The organism is Pseudomonas sp. ADAK18 (assembly GCF_012935695.1).
Lineage (GTDB): Bacteria > Pseudomonadota > Gammaproteobacteria > Pseudomonadales > Pseudomonadaceae > Aquipseudomonas.
This window is the reverse complement of the sequence record NZ_CP052859.1, coordinates 1373829-1398331: the sequence shown is the minus strand read 5'-3', so window position 1 is coordinate 1398331 and position 24503 is coordinate 1373829. Positions and strand designations below refer to the sequence as shown.

Genomic DNA, 24503 nt, shown 5'->3' with positions numbered 1-24503 from the left:
TCGATGCAGCTTTACTGCCGGCTATCACGAACCTGTTCCCTGGCCGCCACTGTCAACCCGTCATGCCACCAAGCCGCCAAACTGTAGACATTCGGCGCCTTGAGCAGCGTGAAATGATTCCCCGGCCCATACCAGACCTCCAGCGAACCCGAATGACGACGCCACCCCTCGATCATCGCCGCTTGCTCGCGTTGGTTACCCAAGGCATCCAGCGTCGGATCATCAGCCAGCACCAACCGCACCAAACCACTGACCGCCCGGCGCGGCTGATAAACCGTACGCAACGCAGTGGCATAAGTACGCGCCGGCCCATGCATCGCATCCGGGGTCGAACGCTGGGGCAGCAACCCCGCACCCACCATCCCGGCATGCAGCAACTGGCGCTGCACCGCCTCGCCTTGCTCGGCGAAACGCACCCGATCAATCCCCAACGGCTTACCCGCCGCCAGTTGCATCGACTCAATCAACCGCAACAGTGCTGCGGTGGTGGTGTAGGGCTTGCCCACCACCCCATTCCCCCCCGGAGACTCACTGTCAATCACCGTCAGCGACGCCACCTCCCGACCCTGCGATTGCAAACTGGCCGCCATCTCAAACGCCACCCAGCCCCCAAACGAATGCCCGATCAGGTGCACCGGCCCATGGGGATATTCATGCTCAAGGGCCTGCAAGTAATGCCGTGCAGCCGCCTCCACCAGACTATGGGGCACCGACTCTCCATCCAGCCCACGAGGCTGCAAGCCAAGGATCGGCCAATCACTTCCCAAGGCTTCGGTCAGGCCGACAAACCCGGTGACACTGTCACCCGCTCCCGGCACACAAAAGATCGGGGCGTGCCCTGCCCGACCGCGCTGAATCCGCAGTAACGGTTGATGGACCACTTCGGCCAGTGGCTCGCAATCCTCCATCGCCTGGCAGATCGCCTGCCCCAGTTTCTGGATATGCGGTGCCTGCATCATGCTGCGATGGTCGCCTGGTACCGGAACCTGCCGCAGTTGACCCGCCACCAATACCTCGTTCCAGCCCTGAGAGGAGGGTTCGCTCGAATGCTCGGCACAAAACAGGTGCACGGGGATCGAGGTCGGGAACAGGCTGTAATGCGCTTGGGCATGACCATGAGCCACTTCCCGCTCGATGAAATGCAGCACATCCGTCGCAGTCGCCGTCAGCATGTCCGGACTTAACAGGTGCTGATCGCGACAACAGTGCAACAATCCGTCGAAGTCGAAATGCGAAATGTCCGCCCCCAACTGCTCCAGACTGGCCAGCGCATCGACGCCTGCAGCCCCCTGTGTCGACCAATACGCGGTGCAATGGAAGAGCAAATGGCGCTTGCTCGCATGCTGCCCGGACCAGTGTGCCTTGCCCTCGCCAGCCAGGCGCGGCACGTAGCTGTCGATCAATCCGAGGAACGCTACCGGCTCATCCTGACCCAACAACTGCATTGCCACCTCATAGGCCAACACACCGCCGAACGACCACCCCGCCAACCGATAGGGGCCTCGAGGCTGGACAGATCGGATGATCCCCACCAAGCGCGTCGCCAGGCCTTCCATGGTCTGCAACTGGGGTTGCCCCAAGGTAACCCCCGGCAAGCCGTAGATAGGGAAGTCCCCCGCAAGATGCTGCCCCAGTGTCGGGAAATACACGTCCAGGCCGGTGAACTCGTGGACCAGGAACAACGGCGGCTGACTGCCGCCGGCGCGCACCGGAATCAGCACCACCTCATCAGCAGGCGCGTCGGTACGCAGGCTAAGCATCGAGGCCACGGCCTCAACACTGGCGTGCTCGAACAGCTCGGCCAAAGACACCGCCAGCCCCGTCCCCTTCATCAGGTTGACTAGGCGGATCGCCAACAACGAATGGCCGCCCAACTCAAAGAAGTTGTCATGCCGACCCACGCGTTCCAGCTTCAGTACCTCGGCCCATAACTGTGCCAGGGTTTCCTCCAGGGGATTGATCGGGGCCTCATAGGCTTGGCTGATCAACGCGTGGGCTTCGGGCGCCGGCAAGGCCTTGCGGTCCAACTTGCCGTTGGCCGACAGCGGCAGTTGCGCCAACCATACGTAGGCCGACGGCACCATGTAGTCCGGCAGGTGCGCCAGCAGATGGGCACGCAACGTTTCAGCTTCTACCGCAGGGCCGGTGTAATACGCCACCAAACGTTTGTCCCCCGGCGCGTCCTCACGGGCCAGTACCACGGCTTCGTTGACCTGCGGGTAGGCCGTCAAGCAGGCCTGGATTTCCCCCAGTTCAATGCGCAGGCCACGGATCTTCACCTGGTCATCGTTGCGCCCCAGGTACTCGATAGTGCCGTCGGGCAGGTAGCGGCCGACGTCGCCGGTGCGGTACATCCGACCGTCGGTGAACGGGTCCTTGAGGAAGCGTTCGGCGGTCAGTTCCGGACGGTGCAGGTAACCGCGGGCCACCTGCACACCGCCGATAAACAACTCACCGACCACACCCAACGGCACCGGCTGCATTTGACCGTCCAACAGGTACATCCGCGTGTTGGCAATCGGCTTGCCGATCGGCGTGTTGTCCGGTGTCACGGGGCCGGCGCAGTTCCACGCCGTCACGTCCACCGCCGCTTCGGTCGGGCCGTACAGGTTATGCAACTCGCTGCCCGGCAATTGCTGCTTGAAGCGTCGTACCAGGTTGCCCGGCAACGCCTCGCCGCTGCACATCACTCGCACCAGGCAAGCCGCTTGGCTGACATCACCCTGGGCCAGGAACACGTCGAGCATCGACGGTACAAAGTGCAAGGTGGTGATCTGTTCGGCGGCGATCACTTCGCACAGGTAAGCCGGATCCTTGTGGCCGCCAGGACGCGCCATGACCAACCGGGCGCCGGTAAACAGCGGCCAGAAGAACTCCCACACCGACACGTCGAAACTGAACGGGGTTTTCTGCAAGACCGTATCGCTGGCCGTCAAACCATAGGCGTCCTGCATCCACAGCAGACGGTTGACTACCGCACCGTGTTCGTTGATCACGCCCTTGGGCTGGCCGGTGGAGCCGGAGGTGTAGATCACGTAGGCCTGATGCTGCGCGGTCAATCCGGGTACCTGCGGATTATCGACGGGCTGGTGCTGCCAGGTGTTGTGGTCCAGGTTCACCACCGGCACGTTCACCTCGCCCAACAGCGCGCGGGTAGCTCCTTGCACCAGCACCGCCACCGGTGCGCTGTCTTGCAGCATGTAGGCCAGACGGTCCAGCGGGTACGCCGGGTCCAGCGGCACATAACCGCCGCCGGCCTTGAGGATGGCGAACAGGCCGACGACCATGTCCAGGCCACGTTCGACGCAGATCGCCACGCGTGAATCCGGCCCTACACCTTGCTCGCGCAGGTGATGCGCCAACTGGTTGGCACGCCTGTTCAACTCGACATAGGTCAGTCGTTGCTCACCGGCCTGTACTGCCAAGGCATTCGGTGTACGCAACACCTGGCCTTCGAACATCCCATGCAGGGTCTGGTCGAGGTTGTAGTCAACCTGGGTAGCGTTGAAGCCTTCCAGCAAGTGATGCCGTTGTGCGTCATCCAACAACAGCGTGTGTTCCAGCACCGCCTGATCATTGTCGACCATGGCCTGCAATACCCGCTTGAAGTAGCCGACATAACGCACCATCGTCGACTCATCGAACAATGCCGTGGCGTATTCCAGGGTGCCGCTGATGCCGCCCTGCCCTTCACCCAGGTTCAACGACAAGTCGAACTTGGCAAAGTGACTCGGCTCGGCAACCCCTTCCAGGGTCAGGTCTCCCAGCGCCAGTACCGGGCCATCGATGCTCTGCCAGGTCAACAGCGTCTGGAACAGCGGGCTATGGGCCAGGCTGCGCACCGGACGGGTGATTTCCACCACTTGCTCGAAGGGCAGGTCCTGATGAGCCTGGGCTTCCAGGGTCAGGGCCTTGACCCGGGCGAGCAACGCTTCGACGCTCAGTTCACCCGAGGTATCAATGCGCACCGCGAGGGTGTTGACGAACAGCCCAATCAGTCCCTCCACCTCGGCCCGCTGGCGGTTGGCTACCGGCGAACCGATCACCACTTCTTCCTGGCCGGCCAGGCGCGACAACAGCGAGGCCCAGGCGGCCATCATGGTCATATACAGCGTGGTGCCATGGCGTTGGCTAAGCGCTCGGACCCCTGCACTCAACGCATCATTCAGGCGCACTTCTACACTGCTGCCGGCATAGTTCTGGCGGGCCGGCCGTGGGCGGTCAGTGGGCAGCATCAACAGTGCGGGAGCGCCCGCCAGAGTCTGCTGCCAGAACGAATTCTGGCGTTGCAGCACTTCACCACTCAGCCACAGGCGCTGCCACATGGCGAAGTCGCTGTACTGGATGGGTAACGGCGGCAACGGATCGGCCAGGCCCTGGCTGAAGGCACGGTACAGCGCCATCAGTTCACGGGTCAGCACCCCCATGGACCAACCGTCCGAGACGATATGGTGCATCGTCAGCAGCAGCACGTGATGGTCGTCGGCCATGATCACCAGACGCCCACGTAACAGCGGACCACGTTGCAGGTCGAACGGGGCCGACGCTTCGCCCTGGATCAAGGCCTCCAGCACCTGCCCGGCTTCAGGGTGATGACGCAAGTCCTGCAAGGCCAGGGGCATTACGTCCTCGGGCGGTACGATCAGCACCTGGGCGTCATCGCCTTGTTGGATAAAGCGGCTACGCAGCACCTCATGGCGCGCGACGATCCGCGCCAGGGCGTGCTGCAAGGCTTCAACATGCAGTTGGCCCCGCAGACGCAGGCCGATAGGAATGTTATAGGCCGTGCTGGCGCCTTCCATCAGCGCCAGGAACCATAGGCGCTGTTGCGCGAATGACAACGGCAGATCCTCGTCGAGCGCAGCCGGCAGAATATCCGGCAAGACACTGCGCCCTGCCTGAGCCAGGACTTGGGCCACGGCCGTCAGTTCAGCATTGGCAAACAGATCGCTCAGCGCCAGTTCAACACCCAGTCGCTGGCGGACCTGGGACACCATGCGCATCGCCAGCAATGAATGCCCGCCCAGTTCGAAGAAATGATCCTGGCGCCCGACACGCTCCACCTGCAGCACATCAGCCCAGATATGGGCCAGCACCGTCTCGATTTCGCCGTGAGGCGCCTCGTATTCACGGGAGAACATCGCCGCCAAGTCCGGCTTGGGCAAGGCCTTGCGGTCCAGCTTGCCATTGGCCGTCAACGGCAGCGCGTCCAGCCTCACATAGGCAACCGGCACCATGTAATCCGGCAAGTGCGCCAACAGATGAGCCCGTACTTCGGCGAGAGCCAGGGGCTCGATGGCCTTGTGTTCGATGAAATAGGCCACCAGTCGTGTCTGGCCGGGTTGGTCCTCTCGAGCCAATACCACCGCGTCCTGGATGCCGGGCCACTGGTTGAGGCAGGTTTCGATCTCGCCCAACTCGATGCGCACACCACGGATTTTCACCTGGTCGTCATTGCGGCCCAGGTACTCGATATTGCCGTCAGCCAGCCACCGGGCCAGGTCGCCGGTACGGTACATGCGCCCTTGGTTAAACGGGTCATCGAGGAAGCGCTCGGCAGTCATTTCCGGCCGGTTTAGATAACCACGGGCTACGCCTTTGCCTCCCACATACAACTCGCCGGCCACGCCCTGTGGAACGGGGCGCTGCTGCGAATCCAGCAGGTAGACCCTGACGTTGGCGATGGGCTTGCCGATATGCAAAATACGCCCGACCTCGACCCGACCCGAGGTCGCCACCACCGTGGCTTCGGTGGGGCCATAGTTGTTGATCACCTCGAAACCCTGGGCCTTCGGAAACTGGCGCAAGCGGTCGCCACCAATCAACAGCGTGCGCAGGGTTGGGTGCTCAATGTGCTGATTGAAGGCATATTCGGCCACCGGCGTGGGCAGGAAGCACACATCCAGGGGTTGCGCGCGCCACCAGCTCAGCAGTGCGTCGATATCCTCCGCACCGTCGTGGGCCGGTGGCAGGTGCAAAGTGGCGCCGCTGCACAGCGCCGGCCAGACTTCCCAAGCCATCGCATCAAAGCCGAAGCCAGCAACGCTCGCGGTATGGCGTCCTGGGCCCAGGTCGAAACTGCCGCAATGCCAGCTCACCAGATTGGCCACCGTGCGGTGTTCCACCATCACCCCTTTGGGCAGGCCGGTGGAGCCGGAGGTGTAGATCACATAGGCCAGGTTCGACGGGGTCAGGCCCGCGACCTGTGGGTTGGTCTCGGGCTGGTGCTCCCAGGTGGAGTTGTCCAGGTTGATCACCGGCACGCCGAGGGACGGCAAGCGTTTGAGCAGGTCCGCCTGAGTCACCACGGCCACCGGCGTGCAATCACTGAGCAGGTAGTTCAGGCGCTCGGCCGGATGGGACGGATCCACCGGGACATAGCAGGCACCGGACTTGAGGATCGCCAACAACCCTACCAACGTGTCCAGACCACGCCGGGCGACAATCGCCACCCTATCATCAGGCTGCACTCCCAGCCCCCGAAGGTGACGAGCCAGGGCATTGGCACGTTGATTGAGTTGTGCGTAAGTCAGGTGTCGCTCACCAACCTGTGCTGCCAGGGCATACGGCGTGCGTAGCGCCTGGCCTTCGAACAGGCCGTGAAGGGTCTGGTCAAGGGCGCAATCCACCTCGGTGCTGTTGAAACCTTCCAGCAGGTGCTTGCGCTCCTGCTCCCCCACCAAGGCAACGTGTTCCAATACCGCCTGGTCATTGTCGACCATAGCCTGCAGCAGCCGCTTGAAGTAGCCGATATACCGCAACATCGTCGCTTGATCGAACAACGCCGTTGCATATTCCAGGACACCGTGAATTGCGCCCGCCGTTTCTCCCAGGCCCAGGGACAGGTCGAACTTGGCGATCTGACTGTCGGCAGTCACGCCCTCCAGGGTCAAGTCCCCCAGACTCAGGGCAGGACCCTGCGCACTGTCCCAGGTCAGTACGGTCTGGAACAGCGGGCTGTGAGCCAGGCTGCGCACCGGCCGGGCGATTTCCACCACTTGTTCGAAGGGCAGGTCCTGATGCTCCTGTGCCGCCAGGGTCAGCGCCTTGACCCGGGCCAACAGGGCTGCGACGCTCAGTTCGCCGCTGGTGTCGATGCGTATCGCCAGGGTGTTGACGAACACGCCGATCAACCCTTGCACCTCAACACGCTGGCGGTTGGCGACCGGCGAACCGATCACCACGTCGTCCTGTCCTGACAGACGTGAGAGCAGCGCTGCCCAAGCGGTCATCATGGTCATGTAGAGCGTGGTGCCATGACGCTGGCTCAAGGTCTTGAGTCCGGCGCTCAAGCGCTCATCCAGTTGCACCTCGACACTGCTGCCGGTGTAGTCCTGCTGCGCCGGACGCGGATGATCGGTAGGCAGCATCAACAAGGCCGGCGCACCGGCCAGAGCATGCTGCCAGTAGTCGCTTTGGCGCTTCAATACTTCACCGCTCAGCCACAGGCGCTGCCAGACGGCAAAGTCGCCGTACTGGATGGCCAGCGGCGGTAACGGATCGGCCTGGCCCAGACGGAAGGCCTGGTAGAGCGCCACCAGCTCCCGGGTCAGGACGCCCATGGACCAGCCATCAGAAATGATGTGATGCATCGTCAACAACAACACATGATGGTCGTCAGCCATGATCACCAGGCACCCGCGCAGCAACGGACCGTGCTGCAAGTCAAAGGGCGCCGAGGCTTCGCTGCGGATCAGGGCCTCCAGTATTTGCTGCGCGTCGGGTTGCCCGCGCAAATCCTGCAGCGGCAGGCACTGCACCTCCTCAGGTGATGCAATCTGCACCAGCGCGTCATCACCCCGCTGGACAAATCGGCTGCGCAAGGTCTCGTGACGCACGACAATCTGCGCCAAAGCGAGTTGCAGTGCCTGGACATGCAGTTGTCCTCGCAGACGCAGGGCTACAGGGATGTTGTAAGCGGTATTGGCACCTTCCATCTGAGCCAGGAACCACAACCGCTGCTGAGCAAACGACAGCGGCAGGTCCTGGTCACGGGCGGCCGGCAGAATATCCGGCAGCGTGCTGCGGCCGGCCTGGGCCAGTACCTGGGCGACTGCCGCGAGTTCGGCGTTGGCGAACAAGTCGCCGAGTTGCAAATCGACTCCGAGGCGCTGACGCACCTGGGACACCATGCGCATCGCCAGCAGCGAATGACCGCCCAGTTCAAAGAAATGATCCTGACGCCCGACACGCGCCACCTGCAGTACATCGGCCCAGACCTGCGCCAGCACGCTTTCGATTTCGCCAATCGGCGCTTCGTATTCGCGGGTAAACACGGCGGTCAGGTCCGGCTTGGGCAGGGCCTTGCGATCCAGCTTGCCATTGGCGGTCAGTGGCAACGCGTCCAGCTTCATGTAGGCCACCGGCACCATGTAGTCCGGCAGATGCGCCACCAGATGCGCACGAATTTCGCCGACCTCCAAGGGGTCGATCTGCTGCCTTTCGGTGAAGTACGCCACCAGGCGGATCTGGCCAGGCAGGTCTTCACGGGCCAACACCACCGCTTCCTGAATACCGGGAAACTGGCTGAGGCGGGTTTCGATCTCACCCAGCTCAATGCGCACGCCACGGATCTTCACCTGGTCGTCGTTGCGGCCCAGGTATTCGAGATTACCGTCGGGCAGCCAGCGCGCCAGGTCGCCGGTGCGGTACATGCGCCCGGCATTGAAGGGGTCGTCGAGAAAGCGTTCGGCGGTCAGTTCCGGACGGTTCAAGTAACCCCGCGCCACGCCTTTGCCGCCAACGTACAACTCGCCCGCGACACCCATCGGTACCAGCCGTTGCTGCGCGTCCAGCAGGTATACCGTGGCATTGGCCATCGGTTTACCGATATGCAGCGGCTGCCCCACTTCTACGCGGCCGGACGTGGCGACCACGGAGGCTTCGGTAGGACCATAGTTGTTGATCACGGTAAACGTCGGGGTACGGGTGAACTGGCGCAGGCGATCGCCACCGATCAGCAGCGTGCGCAGGGTTGGGTGTTCGATGTTCTGGCTGAAAGCGTATTCGGCCACGGGCGTGGGCAGGAAACACACGTCCAGTGGCTGTGCGCACCACCAATCCAGCAACGCGTCGATGTCTTCAGCGCCGTCGTGGGCCGGCGGCAGGTGCAGCGTTGCACCGGCACACAGCGCCGGCCAGACTTCCCAGGCCATGGCGTCGAAGCCGAAACCGGCGACACTGGCGGTATGACGGCCCTGGCGCAGGTCGAAGGTGCTGCAATGCCAGTCCACCAAGTTGGCGACCGTGTGGTGCTCGACCATCACACCCTTGGGCAGGCCGGTGGAGCCGGAGGTGTAGATCACGTAGGCCAGGTTGGACGGCGTGACTGCCACCTGTGGATTGGCCAGCGAATGGTGCCGCCAGGTGTGTTGATCGAGGTTGATCACCGGCACATCAAGGACCGGCAAACGTGCTAGTAAAGCTTGCTGGCTCAGTACCGCCACCGGGGCGCTGTCATTGAGCAGGTAGCTCAAGCGCTCCGCCGGGTGGGACGGATCCACCGGCACATAGCAGGCGCCCGCCTTGAGAATCGCCAGCAAGCCGGCCAGGGTATCCAGGCCGCGACGGGCGACGATCGCCACACGGTCATCGGGTTTAACACCCAGGGCCAGCAGGTGATGGGCCAGCAGGTTGGCCTGTTGATTCAATTCGCTGTACGTCAGGTGGCGGCCCTGATACACCGCTGCCAGCGCATCCGGGTTCAGCACGGCCTGGGCTTCCACACGGCCGTGAAGGGTGCTGCCTTGCGGATAATCAACCTGGATGGCGTTGAACTGCATCAGTTGTTGGCGCTCCGCCTCGGGCAGGACCGACACCTGATTGACTGCCGTGTGCGGCGCCTGCTCCAGGGTTCGCGCCAGGTTTTCCAGGGCGGTTTGCAGGTACCCGCACACCCGTTGCGGATCGACTTGAGTGCTGGCCAGAAGGCTCAGGCTGAAGTCTTCGCCCAAATCATCGACACTCAAGGTCAGCGGATAGTTGGTACGTTCTTCGGAACTGAGGGCAACGATGCCCTGCCACGCCGACACAGCCTCGGCGCTGGTGCTCCCGGCACTGTGCCGGTAGTTGAGCAAGGCGCTGAACAGCGGCATCGGGGCCAGCACACCGCTGCAGCGCTGGGCGAGCGCCAGGGGCGCGTGTTCATGGCGCATCAGGGTGGTCAGCCGCGCATGGGTCTCCTTGACCCCGGCGCGCACGTCTTGCGTTCCCACATCCACGCGAAACGGCAAGGTGTTGATGAAAATCCCCAGCGCCCGGTCGGTGTCGTGGCTGCCCTGCATGCGCCCCATCAACACCGTGCCGAACACCACCTGTTCCTTACCGGCCAGCGCGCCCAGCACCTGAGCCCAGCCCAAATGAAAAAGGCTCGCTGCACTCACGCCCAATTGCCGGGCCTGGGTACGCAGGCGCAGGCTCAGGTCGGGTGCAAGCGCCAGGCTGACTTCCTCAATGCCACGCCCATCACCTTGAACATCCTGCAGGCCGAAAGGCAAGGTCGGCTCGTTGACGTCCCCCAGCATCTGGCGAAAAAACACCTCATGCTCCTGCTCGCTGATGCCCAGGCGCGCATGGGCCACATAATTTCGAAAAGGCACCGCGTGGCCCAAGGTGTCAGCGTGTCCCAGCAGGCAAGCCTGCATTTCGTGGCACACCACCTCCAGTGCACTGTGATCCAGCGCCATGTGGTGAAACAGCAGGATCGCGACAATCCGTTGATGGGCCGGGTCGTTGGCGTACACCAGGCGCAACAGCGGCGCCTGGGTCACGTCCAGTCGGTAATGACGGCCATCAAACCGGGCGTGCAACTGGCCGGCAATCTCACCTTCGGCGGGATCCAGCTCGACGGCTTGCACCGGCAGCCGCGCCGTACGCCAAACCACCTGAGAAGGCTCTTCCAGACCCTCCCAGACAATCCCCGTACGCAGGATATCGTGGCGGTCCATAACCTTCTGCAAGGCCTGGGCAAACCCATTCAAGCGCTCAAGGCTGTCGAAGGCGAACTGCGACTGCATGATGTACGGGTCGCCCTGCTCAGCACTCACATGGTGGTAAAGAATGCCTTCCTGCAAAGGCGCCAAGGGGTAGATATCCTGGACATTGGCCACCCCGCCATCGACGGTCTCGACGATGCGGTCAATCGCGTCCTGGCTCAAGGCCGAGAGGGTCAACATCTGCGGGGTGATGCGGCTGGCGCCTGCCGGGATACCGTTGGCCGGAACGTCCACCTCGCCGGCCTTGAGCGCCGAATACTCACCGGCCTTGATCAGCTCGATCAGCGCCGGCTTATGCTCCCGCAGTGCAGCCAGTACAGCCGGATCGCTCAAGGCCTGTTTGTTGCCCTGCACCGACAACTGTTCGCCCTTGAGCGCCAGCTGGATATCTTTGGCTTTCAGTGTCGCCAGCAGTTCGATGATGCTCACAGGACGATCTCCATTCGTTCAGTCATTGCGGCGTAGCCGGCCAGGGTCGGTTGCTCGAACAACGCCCGGACATCTGCCTCCATGCCTTCCTGGCGCAAAAGCCCGATCAGACTGACCGCCAGCAGCGAATGCCCACCCAGTTCAAAGAAGTTGTCATGGCGCCCTACCCGCTCCACCTTCAGCAATTGCGCCCAAAGCCTGGCCAGGGTGATCTCGGTGTCGCCGACGGGCGCTTCATATTCCCGCACGATCAGCGAATCCAGGCTCGGCGCCGGAAGCGCCTTGCGGTCCAGCTTGCCGTTGGAGCTCAGCGGCAACGCGTCGAGGTGAACGAACACCGCCGGCACCATGTAGTCGGGCAACTGCTCCAACAGGTGGGTGCGCAGGTGTTCGATCTGTGCCTTGATGCCGGTGTAATACGCGACCAGGCGCTTGTCCCCCGGCGCGTCCTCACGGGCCAGTACCACGGCTTCGTTGACCTGCGGGTAGGCCGTCAAGCAGGCCTGGATTTCTCCCAACTCAATGCGCAGGCCGCGGATTTTCACCTGATCGTCGTTGCGTCCCAGGTACTCAATACTGCCGTCGGGCAAGTAGCGGCCGACGTCGCCGGTGCGGTACATCCGACCGTCAGCGAATGGGTCCTTGAGGAAGCGTTCGGCGGTCAGCTCAGGGCGGTACAGGTAACCACGGGCCACCTGCACACCGCCGATAAACAACTCACCGACCACACCCAACGGCACCGGCTGCATTTGACCGTCCAACAGGTACATCCGCGTGTTGGCAATCGGCTTGCCGATCGGCGTGTTGTCCGGTGTCACGGGCCCGGCGCAGTTCCACGCCGTCACGTCTACCGCCGCTTCGGTCGGGCCGTACAGGTTATGCAACTCGCTGCCCGGCAATTGCTGCTTGAAGCGCCGCACCAGGCTGCCCGGCAACGCCTCGCCGCTGCACATCACCCGCACCAGGCCGGCCGCCTGGCTGACATCACCCTGGGCCAGGAACACGTCGAGCATCGACGGCACAAAGTGCAGCGTGGTGATCTGTTCGGCGGCGATCACTTCGCACAGGTAAGCCGGATCCTTGTGGCCGCCAGGGCGCGCCATGACCAGCCGCGCACCGGTGAACAGTGGCCAGAAGAACTCCCACACCGACACGTCGAAACTGAACGGGGTTTTCTGCAAGACCGTATCGCTGGCCGTCAAACCATAGGCGTCCTGCATCCACAGCAGACGGTTGACCACCCCGGCGTGTTCGTTGATCACGCCCTTGGGCTGGCCGGTGGAGCCGGAGGTGTAGATCACGTAGGCCTGATGCTGCGCCGTCAGCCCCGGAATCTGCGGATTGTCGACGGGCTCGTGCTGCCAGGTGTTGTGGTCCAGGTTCACCGCCGGCACGTTCACCTCGCCCAGCAGTGCACGGGTAGTTCCTTGCACCAGCACCGCCACCGGAGCGCTGTCTTGCAGCATGTAGGCCAGACGGTCCAGCGGGTACGCCGGGTCCAGCGGCACATAACCGCCGCCGGCCTTGAGGATGGCGAACAGGCCGACGACCATGTCCAGGCCACGCTCGACGCAGATCGCCACGCGCGAATCCGGCCCTACACCTTGCTCGCGCAGGTGATGCGCCAACTGGTTGGCACGCCTGTTCAACTCGGCATAGGTCAGTCGTTGCTCACCGGCCTGTACTGCCAAGGCATTCGGTGTACGCAACACCTGGCCTTCGAACATCCCGTGCAGGGTCTGCTCAAGGTCGTAATCCACCTGCGTGGCATTGAACGCGTACAGCAGTTGGTCGCGTTCCTCGCGCCCCAGGATCGGCAGGCGATTCAGTGCCTGGTTCGGCGCCTGTTCCAGGGCTTGTACTAGGTTGGCCAGGGCCATCTGCATATAGCCGCAGACCCGTTGCGCGCCAACTTGCGGCAACGTGAGTGCGGTCAGGTCATAACCGTCACCCAAGTCATCAACGTTCAGGGTCAGCGGGTAGTTGGTGCGTCCATCGTTAGTCAGGGTCTGCATGCCTTCCCAGGCTTGCTGCGACTCTTGAGAGCGAGTCGCACTGCCTCGGTGGCGATAGTTGAGCATCGAGCTGAATAGCGGCAATGGCGCGGCAACTCCGCTGCAACGCTGGGCCAAGGCCAGGGATGCATGCTCGTGCCCCAGCAACGCCGTCAACCGTGCATGGGTGGCCCGAACACTGGCGCGCACCCCGTGATCGCCGATGTCCAGGCGCAATGGCAAGGTGTTGATGAACACCCCAAGCGCCCGGTCGGCACCTTCACCGCCTTGCAAACGGCCCACCAGCACCGTGCCGAACACCACGTTTTGTTTACCGCAGGTCACCGCCAGCACTTGAGCCCAGGCCAAGTGGAACAGGCTGGCGGCACTCACGCCAAGCAGCCGTGCCTGAGCTTTCAGGCGCCCGCTGAGCGCGGTGTCCAGGTGGTGGGTGTGTTCCTCGATATGCCGCCCGTCGCCCTGCACATCCTGCAGGCCGAAGGGCAGCGTCGGCTCGCTGATATCACCGAGCATCTCGCGGAAGAACTGTTCATGCTCCTGCTCGCTGACACCCAGGCGCGCCTGGGCCACGTAGTTGCGATAAGGCATCGGCGCGGCCAGCGGCGCGGTATCGCCAAGCAAGTGGCCCTGCATTTCCCGCAGCACCACATCGAATGCGGTGTGGTCCAGCACGATATGGTGATACAGCAACACCACCACCACGCGTTGATTCGCCGGGTCTTCGGCGTACATCAGGCGGATCAGCGGTGCCTGGGCAATCTCCAGGCGGTAGCGTCGAGGGTCGAAACGCTCATGCAGCGCGGCCAGCACATCGCCCTCCAGTTGCAGCGCCTGAACCCTCAGCTCGGCCTTGCGCCAGACCACTTGCACTGGCTGCGCCAGCCCCTCCCAGACCACACCCGTACGCAGGATGTCGTGGCGGTCGATCACCTGTTGCAATGCCTGGGCAAAGGTTTCCAGACGCTCGACACTGTCAAAGGCCAGGTGGGTTTGCAGCAGGTACGGATCGCCCTGCTCTGCCGTGATGTAGTGGTAAAGGATACCTTCCTGCAACGGCGCCAACGGGTAGATATCCTGCACATTGGCCGCGCCACCCGGCACGCTGTCGACGATCCGGTCGATGGCCGACTGGTCCAGTTCCACCAGCGACAGCATGGCCGGGATAATCCGTTGGCAATCCACCGGAATGCCATTGGCCGGCACCACCACTTCCCGCCCGCTGCCCACCGCTGCTGCCAGCGCCGCCAGGGTGGGTTGACTGAACAGCACCCGCACATCGGCACTCAGGCCCGCCTGGCGCATGCGTTCGATCAAGCTCACCGCCAACAACGAATGGCCGCCCAGCTCGAAGAAGTGATCATGACGCCCCACCTGCTCAACTTGCAGCACCTCGGCCCAGATCCGCGCCAGGGTGGTTTCCACCTCACCCTGGGGCGCCTCGTATTCACGACTGAGCATGGCCGTCTGATCTGGCGCAGGCAGGGCCTTGCGGTCCAGCTTGCCGTTGGCGGTCAGCGGTAACGCGTCCAGCTGCACGTAAGCCACCGGCACCATGTAGTCAGGCAGTTGGCTGTGCAACTCGGCCCGTAGCGTTTCGATATCCAGCGTCGATGGCGCAGTGAACCAGGCGACCAGCCGACCGTCGCGCACCAGCACCACGGCGTCGTTCACGCCCTCCAGCGCCGTAAGGCGGGTTTCGACCTCGCCCAATTCGATACGTATACCCCGCACTTTTACCTGATCGTCGTTGCGGCCCAGGTATTCAAGATTGCCGTCCGGCATCCAGCGCGCCAGGTCACCGGTGCGGTACATGCGGCCGGGGTTGAACGGGTCTTTCAGGAAGCGTTCGGCGGTCATTTCCGGACGGTTCAGGTAACCCCGGGCCACGCCGCTGCCGCCCACGTACAACTCACCCGTCACACCGACCGGCACTGGCCGGTGTTGTTCATCCAACAGGTACACCGTGGCATTGGCCATCGGCTTGCCGATATGCAGCGACTGCCCGGCATACACCCGACCGGAGGTAGCGACCACGGTGGCTTCGGTCGGGCCGTAGTTGTTGATCACCTCAAAGCGTCGCTCGTGGGTGAACTGACGCAGACGATCGCCGCCGATCAACAGGCTGCGCAAGGTCGGGTGCTCCAGGTTCTGGCTGAAGGCGTATTCGGCCACCGGGGTCGGCAAGAAGCTGACGTCCAGCGGTTGCGCCAACCACCAGGCCAACAGTTCATCGATGTTTTCATTGCCCACATCAGCCGGCGGCAGATGCAGGGTCGCGCCGGCACACAACGCCGGCCAGACTTCCCAAGCCATGGCATCGAAGCCGAAACCGGCGACACTGCTGGTGTGGCTCAGGGCGTTCAGATCGAACGCCTCACAATGCCAGTGCACCAGGTTTTCCAGCGTGCGATGTTCCACCATCACCCCTTTGGGTTGGCCGGTAGAGCCTGAGGTGTAAATCACGTAGGCCAGGTGCGCAGGCGTCAGGCAGGCGACCAGGGGATTGGTCACTTCGTGGTGCTGCCAAGAGGTGCCGTGCAAGTCGACCGTTTCGACATCACCCAGCAAGCCACGGGTACTGGCTTCGGCCAACACCGCAACCGGTGCGCTGTCTTGCAACAGGTAGGCAATGCGCTCGGCCGGATAGGCCGGGTCAATCGGCACGTAGCCGGCTCCAGCCTTGAGGATAGCCAGCAAACCCACCAGCATCTGCGGGCCGCGACGGCAGCAAATGGCGATTCGGTCATCGGGTTTTACACCGTGCGCCAACAGGTAATGAGCCAATTGGTTGGCCCGCTGGTTAAGCGCCCGATAGGTCAGGCGCTCGCCATTCTGGATCACAGCGATGACGTCCGGCAGGCATGCGGCCTGACTCTCGAAGGCAGCATGAACCGTCCGGCCCCGAGGATAGTCGCGGGCGGTGGCATTGAATGTGCGCAACAACGTTTCACGCTCGGTGGCCGGCAGGATCGGCAACTGGTTCAGCGGCTGTTGCACAGCCTGCTCCAGGGCACGCACCAGGTGTTCCAGGGCGCTGTGCATGTAACCACACATGCGCTGTGCACCGATGGAGGCCAGCGCCAGCACGGCCAAACCGAAACCTTCGCCGAGGTCATCAACGCTCAGGGTCAGCGGGTAGTTGGTACGTTCCTCGCCACCCAACAACTGCACCCCTTCCCAGATACCCTCACCGTCCCGGGCCATCTCACTCGGGGTGCTGTGACGATAGTTAAGCAAGGCACTGAACAACGGCACCGAAGCAGCCACCCCACTGCAACGCTGGGCCAGGGCCAAAGAGGCGTGTTCATGGCCCAGCAGCGCGGTCAATCGGGCATGGGTCGTCTTGACCCCGTCCACGGCACCCGCCGCAATATTCACTCGCAGCGGCAAGGTGTTGATAAACATCCCCAGCGCCCGGTCGGCGCCCTCGCCGGCCTGCATGCGCCCCATCAGAACGGTGCCAAACACCACGTCCTGACGGCTGGAAACCAGCCCCAGCACCTGAGCCCAGGCCAGGTGCATCAGGCTCGCGGCACTGACGCCCAACTGACGGGCCTGTTCGCGAATACGTCGGGCCAGCATCGCATCCACTGGCTGTTCGGCTTCTTCGATATCACGGCCATCGCCCTGCACATCCTGGATACCAAATGGCAGCGTCGGCTCATCGACGTCGCCAAGCATGTCGCGGAAGAACTGCTCGTGCTCTTCGGCACTGACGCCCAGTCGGGCCTGGGCCACATAGTTGCGGAACGGGGCGGCCGGCGGTAAGCCGTCTGCCTGATTGAACAGGAAGGCGCGCATCTCCTGACCGACCACTTCCATGGCGGTGTGATCCAGCGCCAAGTGGTGGAACAGCAGGATCGCAGCGACCCGCTGATTCGCCGCGTCCTCGGCGTAGACCATACGCAGCAACGGGCCTTGGGTGATGTCCAGACGGTAGTGACGAGCGTCGAAACGTGCGTGTAACTGCTCAAGGATGTCACCGTCGGCCGGGTCCAGCGGAACGTGCTGCACCACCAGTTCGGCATGGCGCCAGACCACTTGGACCGGGTTTTTCAGGCCCTCCCAAACGACGCCGGTGCGCAGAATGTCATGCCGGGCCACGACTTTTTGCAGCGCCCCCGTAAACGTGTGCAAACGCTCGACACGGTCAAAGGCCATGCGCGATTGCAGCAGATAAGGGTCGCCCTGCTCGGCCGTGATGTGGTGATAGAGGATGCCTTCCTGCAACGGTGCCAGGGGGTAGATATCCTGCACGTTCGCCACACCGCCGGGGACGCTGGCGATGATTTGCTCGATGCTCGCCTGATTCAGCGTCACCAGCGACAACATCGAAGGCGTGATGTGTTGGCAACTCAGCGGAATGCCATTGGCCGGCACCACGACCTCGCGGCCACTGCCAATAGCCGCCGCCAACGCCGCCAGGCTCGGCTGGCTGAACAGCACCCGCACATCGGCACTCAGGCCCGCCTGACGCATACGCTCAATCAGGCTTACCGCCAGCAACGAGTGCCCGCCCAACTCAAAGAAGTGGTCGTGACGACCGACCCGCTCGACCTTGAGCAATTGCTCCCAAATCTGCGCCAGGAGGGTTTCCACCTCACCCTGAGGCGCCTCGAAACCACGGCTGGACAACGACGTCTGAGAAGGCACTGGCAAGGCCTTGCGGTCGACTTTGCCGTTGCCCGTCAGTGGCAGGGACTCCAGCCAGACGTAAGCCGATGGCACCATGTAGTCAGGCAACTGGTCATGCAGATGGCCACGCAGGACTTCAATGTCCAGCGTTGCCGGTGCGGTGTAGTAAGCCACCAGGCGCTTGTCCCCCGGCGCATCCTCACGCGCCAGAACCACCACGTCCTGGACGCCCGGACAGGTGGCCAGTCGGGCTTCGACTTCCCCCAGCTCAATGCGGAAACCGCGAATCTTCACCTGGTCGTCATTGCGCCCAAGGCACTCCAGCAACCCATCGACAGACCAGCAGCCCAGGTCGCCCGTGCGGTACATCAACGCATCCGACTGTCCCGAGAATGGATCGTGGACAAACTTCTGCGCCGTCAATTCAGGACGGTTCAGGTAACCCTTGGCCACGCCCTGGCCGCCAATGCAGATCTCCCCCACTGCACCCAGCGGTACTGGCTGTAACTGAGCATCCAGCACATAGATTTGAGTATTGGAAATCGGCCGGCCAATCGCCACGCTCTCGGCATTATCAGCAACAGCTTTTACGTGGTGAGTCGTGGCGTAGGTGGTCGTTTCGGTCGGGCCGTAGCAATGCACCAGACGCAGGTTCGGCGATTGTGCCAGCAAGCGCCGGAACGCGGCCGGGTCGCCACGCTCACCGCCGCACAGCAGGATACGTAACCCCGCCAGCGCCAGGGGAATCAACTGCACATACTGGTTGAACAAAGCGGTTGTGACGAACAAGACCGTCGCCTCACCCTCCTGCAACGCTTGCCCCAGCAGCGCCGGCGCCAATAGCGTGACGTGGTCAATCACCAACACCTGGCCACCATTGAGCAACGGCCCCCAGACATCCATGGTGCTGGCGTCAAACGCAGGATTGGAGGCGAAAGCCACACGGTCATTGCGATTAAAATCGGCGTAGCCGTTGTTGATCACCAGCCGGGTGATTGCCCGGTGCGGCACCAACACACCTTTCGGGGTGCCCGTGGAACCAGAGGTGTACATGATGTACGCCACGTCTTCGGACGACTGGGCAATGTCGGGGTTGTGTTCCGCACGGCTGTCCAGGGCCAAGGTATCGAGGTCAATCCGCAGGACGGCGTAGTCGACGACCTCATCACCGTGGGTCAGCACTATTGCAGCGCCGCTGTCCTGAACCATGAAACCTTGGCGCTCGGCTGGGGCATTGATGTCCAGTGGCACGTAGACGGCCGCACACTTGAGAATCGCTAACTGGCTGACCAGCATGTCGATGGAACGTGGCAGCAGGATCGCCACGCTGTCGCCCGGCTTGACGCCCTGAGCGATAAGGTGATGAGCCAGGCGGTTGGCCCGACGGTTGAGCACGCTGTAACTCACGGAGCGTTCGCCATGCACCGCCGCCACCGCGTCCGGGTTGGTCTCGGCCTGGGCTTCGAACAGGGCCTGCACCGTGTGCTCGGCCGGGTATTCGCGCGCGGTATCATTGAACGACTTCAGCAGTAGCTCACGCTCGGCGTGCGGCAGGATCGAAATAGCCTGCAACGGCGTCGCCGGAGCCTGTTGCAACGCCGTCACCACGTTGCGCAGCGCCGTGTACAGGTAGTCGGCGACGCGGTTCACGTCCACTTCGGCCACCCCTTGCACCGTCAGGGAGAAACCCTGTCCAAGGTCGTCGACACTCACCACCAGCGGGTAGTTGGTGCGTTCCTCGGCGCTGAGCACTTCGATCCCGGCGCCGGCAAACGGGCTGTCGCCCGGCGCCTCTTGCGGCGCACTGTGACGGTAATTGAGCAACGTACTGAACAGCGGCAATGAACCCGGTACGCCGCTGCAACGCTGGGCCAGGGACAACGAGGCATGCTCATGCCCCAGCAACTGTGCCAGGCGCGCGTGGGTAGTGCGCACGCCGGCTTGCACACCGGCGCTGCTGACGCTGACCCGCAACGGCAAGGTATTGATGAACATCCCCAGGGCTCGATCCGCGCCCTCGCCACCCTGCATCCGCCCCAGCAAAACGGTACCGAACACCACATCTTCGCGGCCCGATACCTGGCTCAGCACCTGAGCCCAGGCCAGGTGTACCAGGCTCGCAGCACTGACACCCAACTGGCGCGCCTGCTCGCGCAGGCCCAGGCTCAGTGCCGGGTCCAGCGTCAGGTGCGCATCACGGATGCCGCTGCCGTCACGGTTGACGTCCTGCAAGCCGAACGCCAGGGTGGGCTCATCGATATCCCCCAGCATCTCACTGAAAAACGCCTCATGGGCCTCCTTGCTCACGCCCAGCCGCGCCTGGGCCACGTAGTTGCGATACTGCACGGCGTCGGGCAACTGCGCACCGAGCCCCGCCAGATAAGCACTCACTTCATTCACCAGCACGTGCAGTCCGGTGTGGTCCAACAGGATATGGTGCAACAGCAGCATGCCGACCCAATGGCCCTGCTGCGGATCTTCGGCATAGGCCAGGCGCATCAACGAGGCCCGGGACAAGTCCAGTCGGTACTGACGCGGGTCGAAACGCTGCTGCAACTGTTGCAGGACGTCGCCGTGTTGTGGCTCGGCTTCGATACGCTCCACCGCCAGGGGCGCCTGGCGCCAAACCACTTGCACCGGTTCGTCCAGCCCTTCCCACAGCACGCTGGTGCGCAGGGTGTCATTGCGGGCGATGACGCTTTGCAGGGCGCGGGCAAAGGCCTGCACCGCCGGCTCGTCGGTAAAGCTGAACTGCACCTGCAACACATAGGGATCGCCCTGGGTGGTCGACAGGTGGTGGTACAAGATGCCGGCCTGCAACGGTGCCAAGCCATAGATATCCTGCACATTGGCGATACCGCCCGGCACCGTGGCAACGATCTGGTCGATGGCTGCCTGGTCCAGTTCCACCAGGGGCAGCATGTCCGGGGTGATCCGCAGGCTGTCTGCGGCAATCCGGTTGGCCGGCACCCGCACCTCATGCTGCCCGCCTACCGCCGCCGCCAACGCGGCCAGGGTGGGTTGACCAAACAGCACTTTCACGTCGGCGCTCAACTCCACCTGGCGCATGCGTTCGATCAACTTCACCGCCATCAACGAATGACCACCCAGTTCAAAGAAATGGTCGTGACGGCCGACCTGTTCCACGTTGAGCAATTCGGCCCAGAGTTTGGCCAGGGTGATTTCGGTCTGCCCGACTGGGGCTTCGTATTCGCGGGCAATCAACGAGCCCAAGCCCGGCGCGGGCAAGGCCTTGCGATCGAGCTTGCCGTTGGGGTTGAGCGGGAAGACGTCGAGGTGCACGAACAACATCGGCACCATGTAGTCCGGCAACTGTTCCAACAAGTGAGCCCGCAGGCTTTCGATCTCGGCCGATGTACCGGTGTAGTACGCCACCAGGCGTTTGTCTCCCGGAACATCTTCACGGGCCAGCACCACGGCTTCCTTGACGCTCGGGAAGTCACTCAGGCGCGCCTGGATTTCCCCCAGTTCGATGCGCAGGCCGCGAATTTTCACCTGATCATCGTTACGCCCCAGGTACTCGATGGCACCGCTTTCAAGGAGGCGCCCAATATCGCCAGTGCGGTACATCCGACCGTCGGTGAACGGGTCCTTGAGAAAGCGCTCAGCGGTAAGCTCCGCACGGTTCAAGTAACCCCGTGCCACCTGCACCCCACCAATAAACAACTCACCGATCACACCCAAGGGCACCGGCTGCAACTGCGCATCCAGCAAGTACATACGGGTGTTGGCAATCGGCTTGCCGATGGGGGTGTTGTCCGCTACCTGCTCGACAGGCCCAGCGCAATCCCAGGCGGTGACTTCCACAGCGGCTTCGGTCGGACCATACAAGTTATGCAACTCGCAGCCCGGCAATTGTTGTTTGAAGCGCCGTACCAGGCTCCCCGGCAAAGCCTCACCACTGCACATGACCCGGACCAGCCCGTTGCTCTGGCTGATATCACCGAAGGCCAGGAAGACATCGAGCATCGACGGTACAAAGTGCATCGTGGTGATCTGAGCGGTGGCGATCACCTCCCGCAGGTAAGCTGGATCCTTATGACCGCCGGGGCGAGCCATGACCAGTTTTGCCCCCGCGATCAGCGGCCAGAAGAGCTCCCAAACTGACACGTCAAAGCTGAACGGGGTTTTCTGCAGCACGATATCGCTGGACGTCAGGCTGTAGGCGCCCTGCCCCCACAACAGACGGTTAACCACCGCGCCGTGCTCGTTGCTGACACCCTTCGGTTGTCCGGTGGAGCCGGAGGTGTAAATCACATAGGCCAGGTGTTGTGCCGTATGTTCGGGAACTGACGGCTTACCGGTGGGTTGCTGCTGCCAGGTGCAACAGTCCAGGTCCAGCACCGGTACGGTCACCTCGCCAAGCAGCGGACGGGTCGCGGTTTGCACCAGCACCGCCACCGGAGCGCTGTCCTGCAGCATGTAGGCGATGCGGTCCAGCGGGTAGGCCGGGTCCAGCGGCACATAACCGCCACCGGACTTATGGATCGCCAGCAAGCCAATCATCATGTCCAGGCCACGTTCGACGCAGATCGCCACTCGGGTGTCCGGTTGCACACCCAGCTCGCGCAGGTGATGGGCCAATTGGTTGGCACGCTGGTCAAGCTCGGCGTAAGTCAGTTGCTGATCACCGGCTTGCAGGGCCACCGCGCTCGGGGTACGCAGAACCTGCTGCTCGAACAGACCATGAATAGTCTGGTTGAGGTCGTAATCGATGGCGGTGTCGTTCAAGCCAAACAGCAAATGCTGGCGCTCGGCGGCCGGCAGAATATCCAGACTGTGAAGCGCGGCATCCGGGGACTGTTCCAGCGCCCGCACCAGACTTTCGAGGGCATTGTGCAGGTAACCGGCAATACGCGTGGCGCCGATGGAGGTGTCCACCAGTACGGTCAATGCAAAGTCCTCGCCGAGGTCGTCGACGTTGACCGTCAGCGGGTAGTTGGTGCGCTCCTCGGCACCCAGCACTTGGATGCCTTCGGCGATATCGATGACATCGGCGGTGTCCGCAGCGTCGCTGTGGCGGTAGTTGAGGATAGCGCTGAACAACGGCGTCGGCGCCGCCACTCCGCTGCAACGCTGGGCCAGGGCTAGAGAGGCATGTTCGTGATTCAGCAACGCGGTCAGCCGCTCATGGGTGGCCTTGACTCCGGCACGCACGCCTTGCTCACCCACATCAACCCGCAATGGCAGGGTGTTGATGAACATGCCCAGGGCCTGATCAGAACCCTCACCGGCGCCCATGCGGCCGAGCATCACGGTGCCGAACACCACGCTCTCACGACCGGACACCTGGCCCAACACCCTGGCCATCGCCAGGTGCATCATACTCACCGGGCTGACACCGAGTGGACGTGCCTGAGCCCGAAGGCGCTGGCTCAAGTCATGCTCGACCGTGATACGAGCTTCATCAATACCATGACCATCGCCCTGCACTTCGTTCAGGCCAAAAGGCAGCGTCGGCTCATCAATGTCCGCCAGCATCCCGCGAAAGAACGCTTCATGGGCCTGCTCGCTGACGCCCTGGCGCACCTGGGCGATGTAGCCGCGAAACGGTACGGGCGTGCCCGCCAGCTCCGTCTGCCCGGCCAGGTACAACTGGATTTCCCGGCGTACCACGTCGAGGGCGGTGTGATCGAGAATGGTGTGGTGGAACAGCAGCATGGCGACCATGCGCTGATGGACGCTGTCTTCGGCAAATACCAGGCGCAGTAACGGTGCCTGCCCCAGGTCCATGCGGTAATCGCGGGCATCGTAGCGGGCACGCAACTGCGTCAGTGCATCACCGTCGGTGCCGCTGAGCAGCGCTTCTTCACACACCAGGCGGGCCTGGCGCCAGACCACTTGCAACGGCTCGTCCAGGCGCTCCCAAACCATCGAAGTGCGCAGGATGTCATGACGGTCGATCACCCATTGCAGCGCCTCGGCAAAGGCTTCGAGGCGGGTGCGGCTGTCGAATACAAACTGCGCATGCAGCACGTAGGGATCCCTCTGACGGGAGGACACATGATGGTAGAGCATGCCCTCCTGCAGCGGCGCCAGCGGGTAGATATCCTGCACGTTGGCCGCCCCACCCGGGACGGTCGCGACGATGCGATCAATAGCCAATTGGTCGAGCGTGACCAGGGGCAGCATGTCCGGGGTGATGCGATAGGCCGGGCTCAGCCAGTCACCACCGTGTTGGGTCACCAGTTCCAGCAATTGGGGTTTGTATGCAATCAGTTGGTCCCACAGCGCGTCATCCAGCGCATCGTCGTCACCCAGAACGATCAAGTCGCCTTCTTCCAGTTGCAGACGGATCGGGTAGGTGGAAAGAACTGCCAATAATTCGCTGAACTGCATGGGAGTAACCTGCTTTTTGAGTCGGATACAGTTGAGGAGAAAGTCTGTTTTCAGCTGTCACACAAGTGCC

General features: G+C 62.9%; 2 protein-coding genes. Both read right to left on the bottom strand.

Annotation, left to right across the window (positions count from 1 at the left end; genetic code table 11):
- Window positions 1-11: 11 nt before the first annotated feature.
- Window positions 12-11423: a non-ribosomal peptide synthetase gene (locus HKK55_RS06315; protein ID WP_169353850.1), complete on the bottom strand. Its 11412-nt coding sequence runs from the start codon at window positions 11421-11423 to the stop codon at window positions 12-14.
- Window positions 11420-24433 carry a non-ribosomal peptide synthetase gene (locus HKK55_RS06310; RefSeq protein ID WP_169353849.1) on the bottom strand — a complete coding sequence of 4338 codons (13014 nt, stop codon included), beginning with the start codon at window positions 24431-24433 and terminating at the stop codon, window positions 11420-11422. The genes HKK55_RS06315 and HKK55_RS06310 overlap by 4 nt, the downstream gene beginning before the upstream one ends.
- Between the last annotated feature and the right edge of the window lie 70 nt (window positions 24434-24503).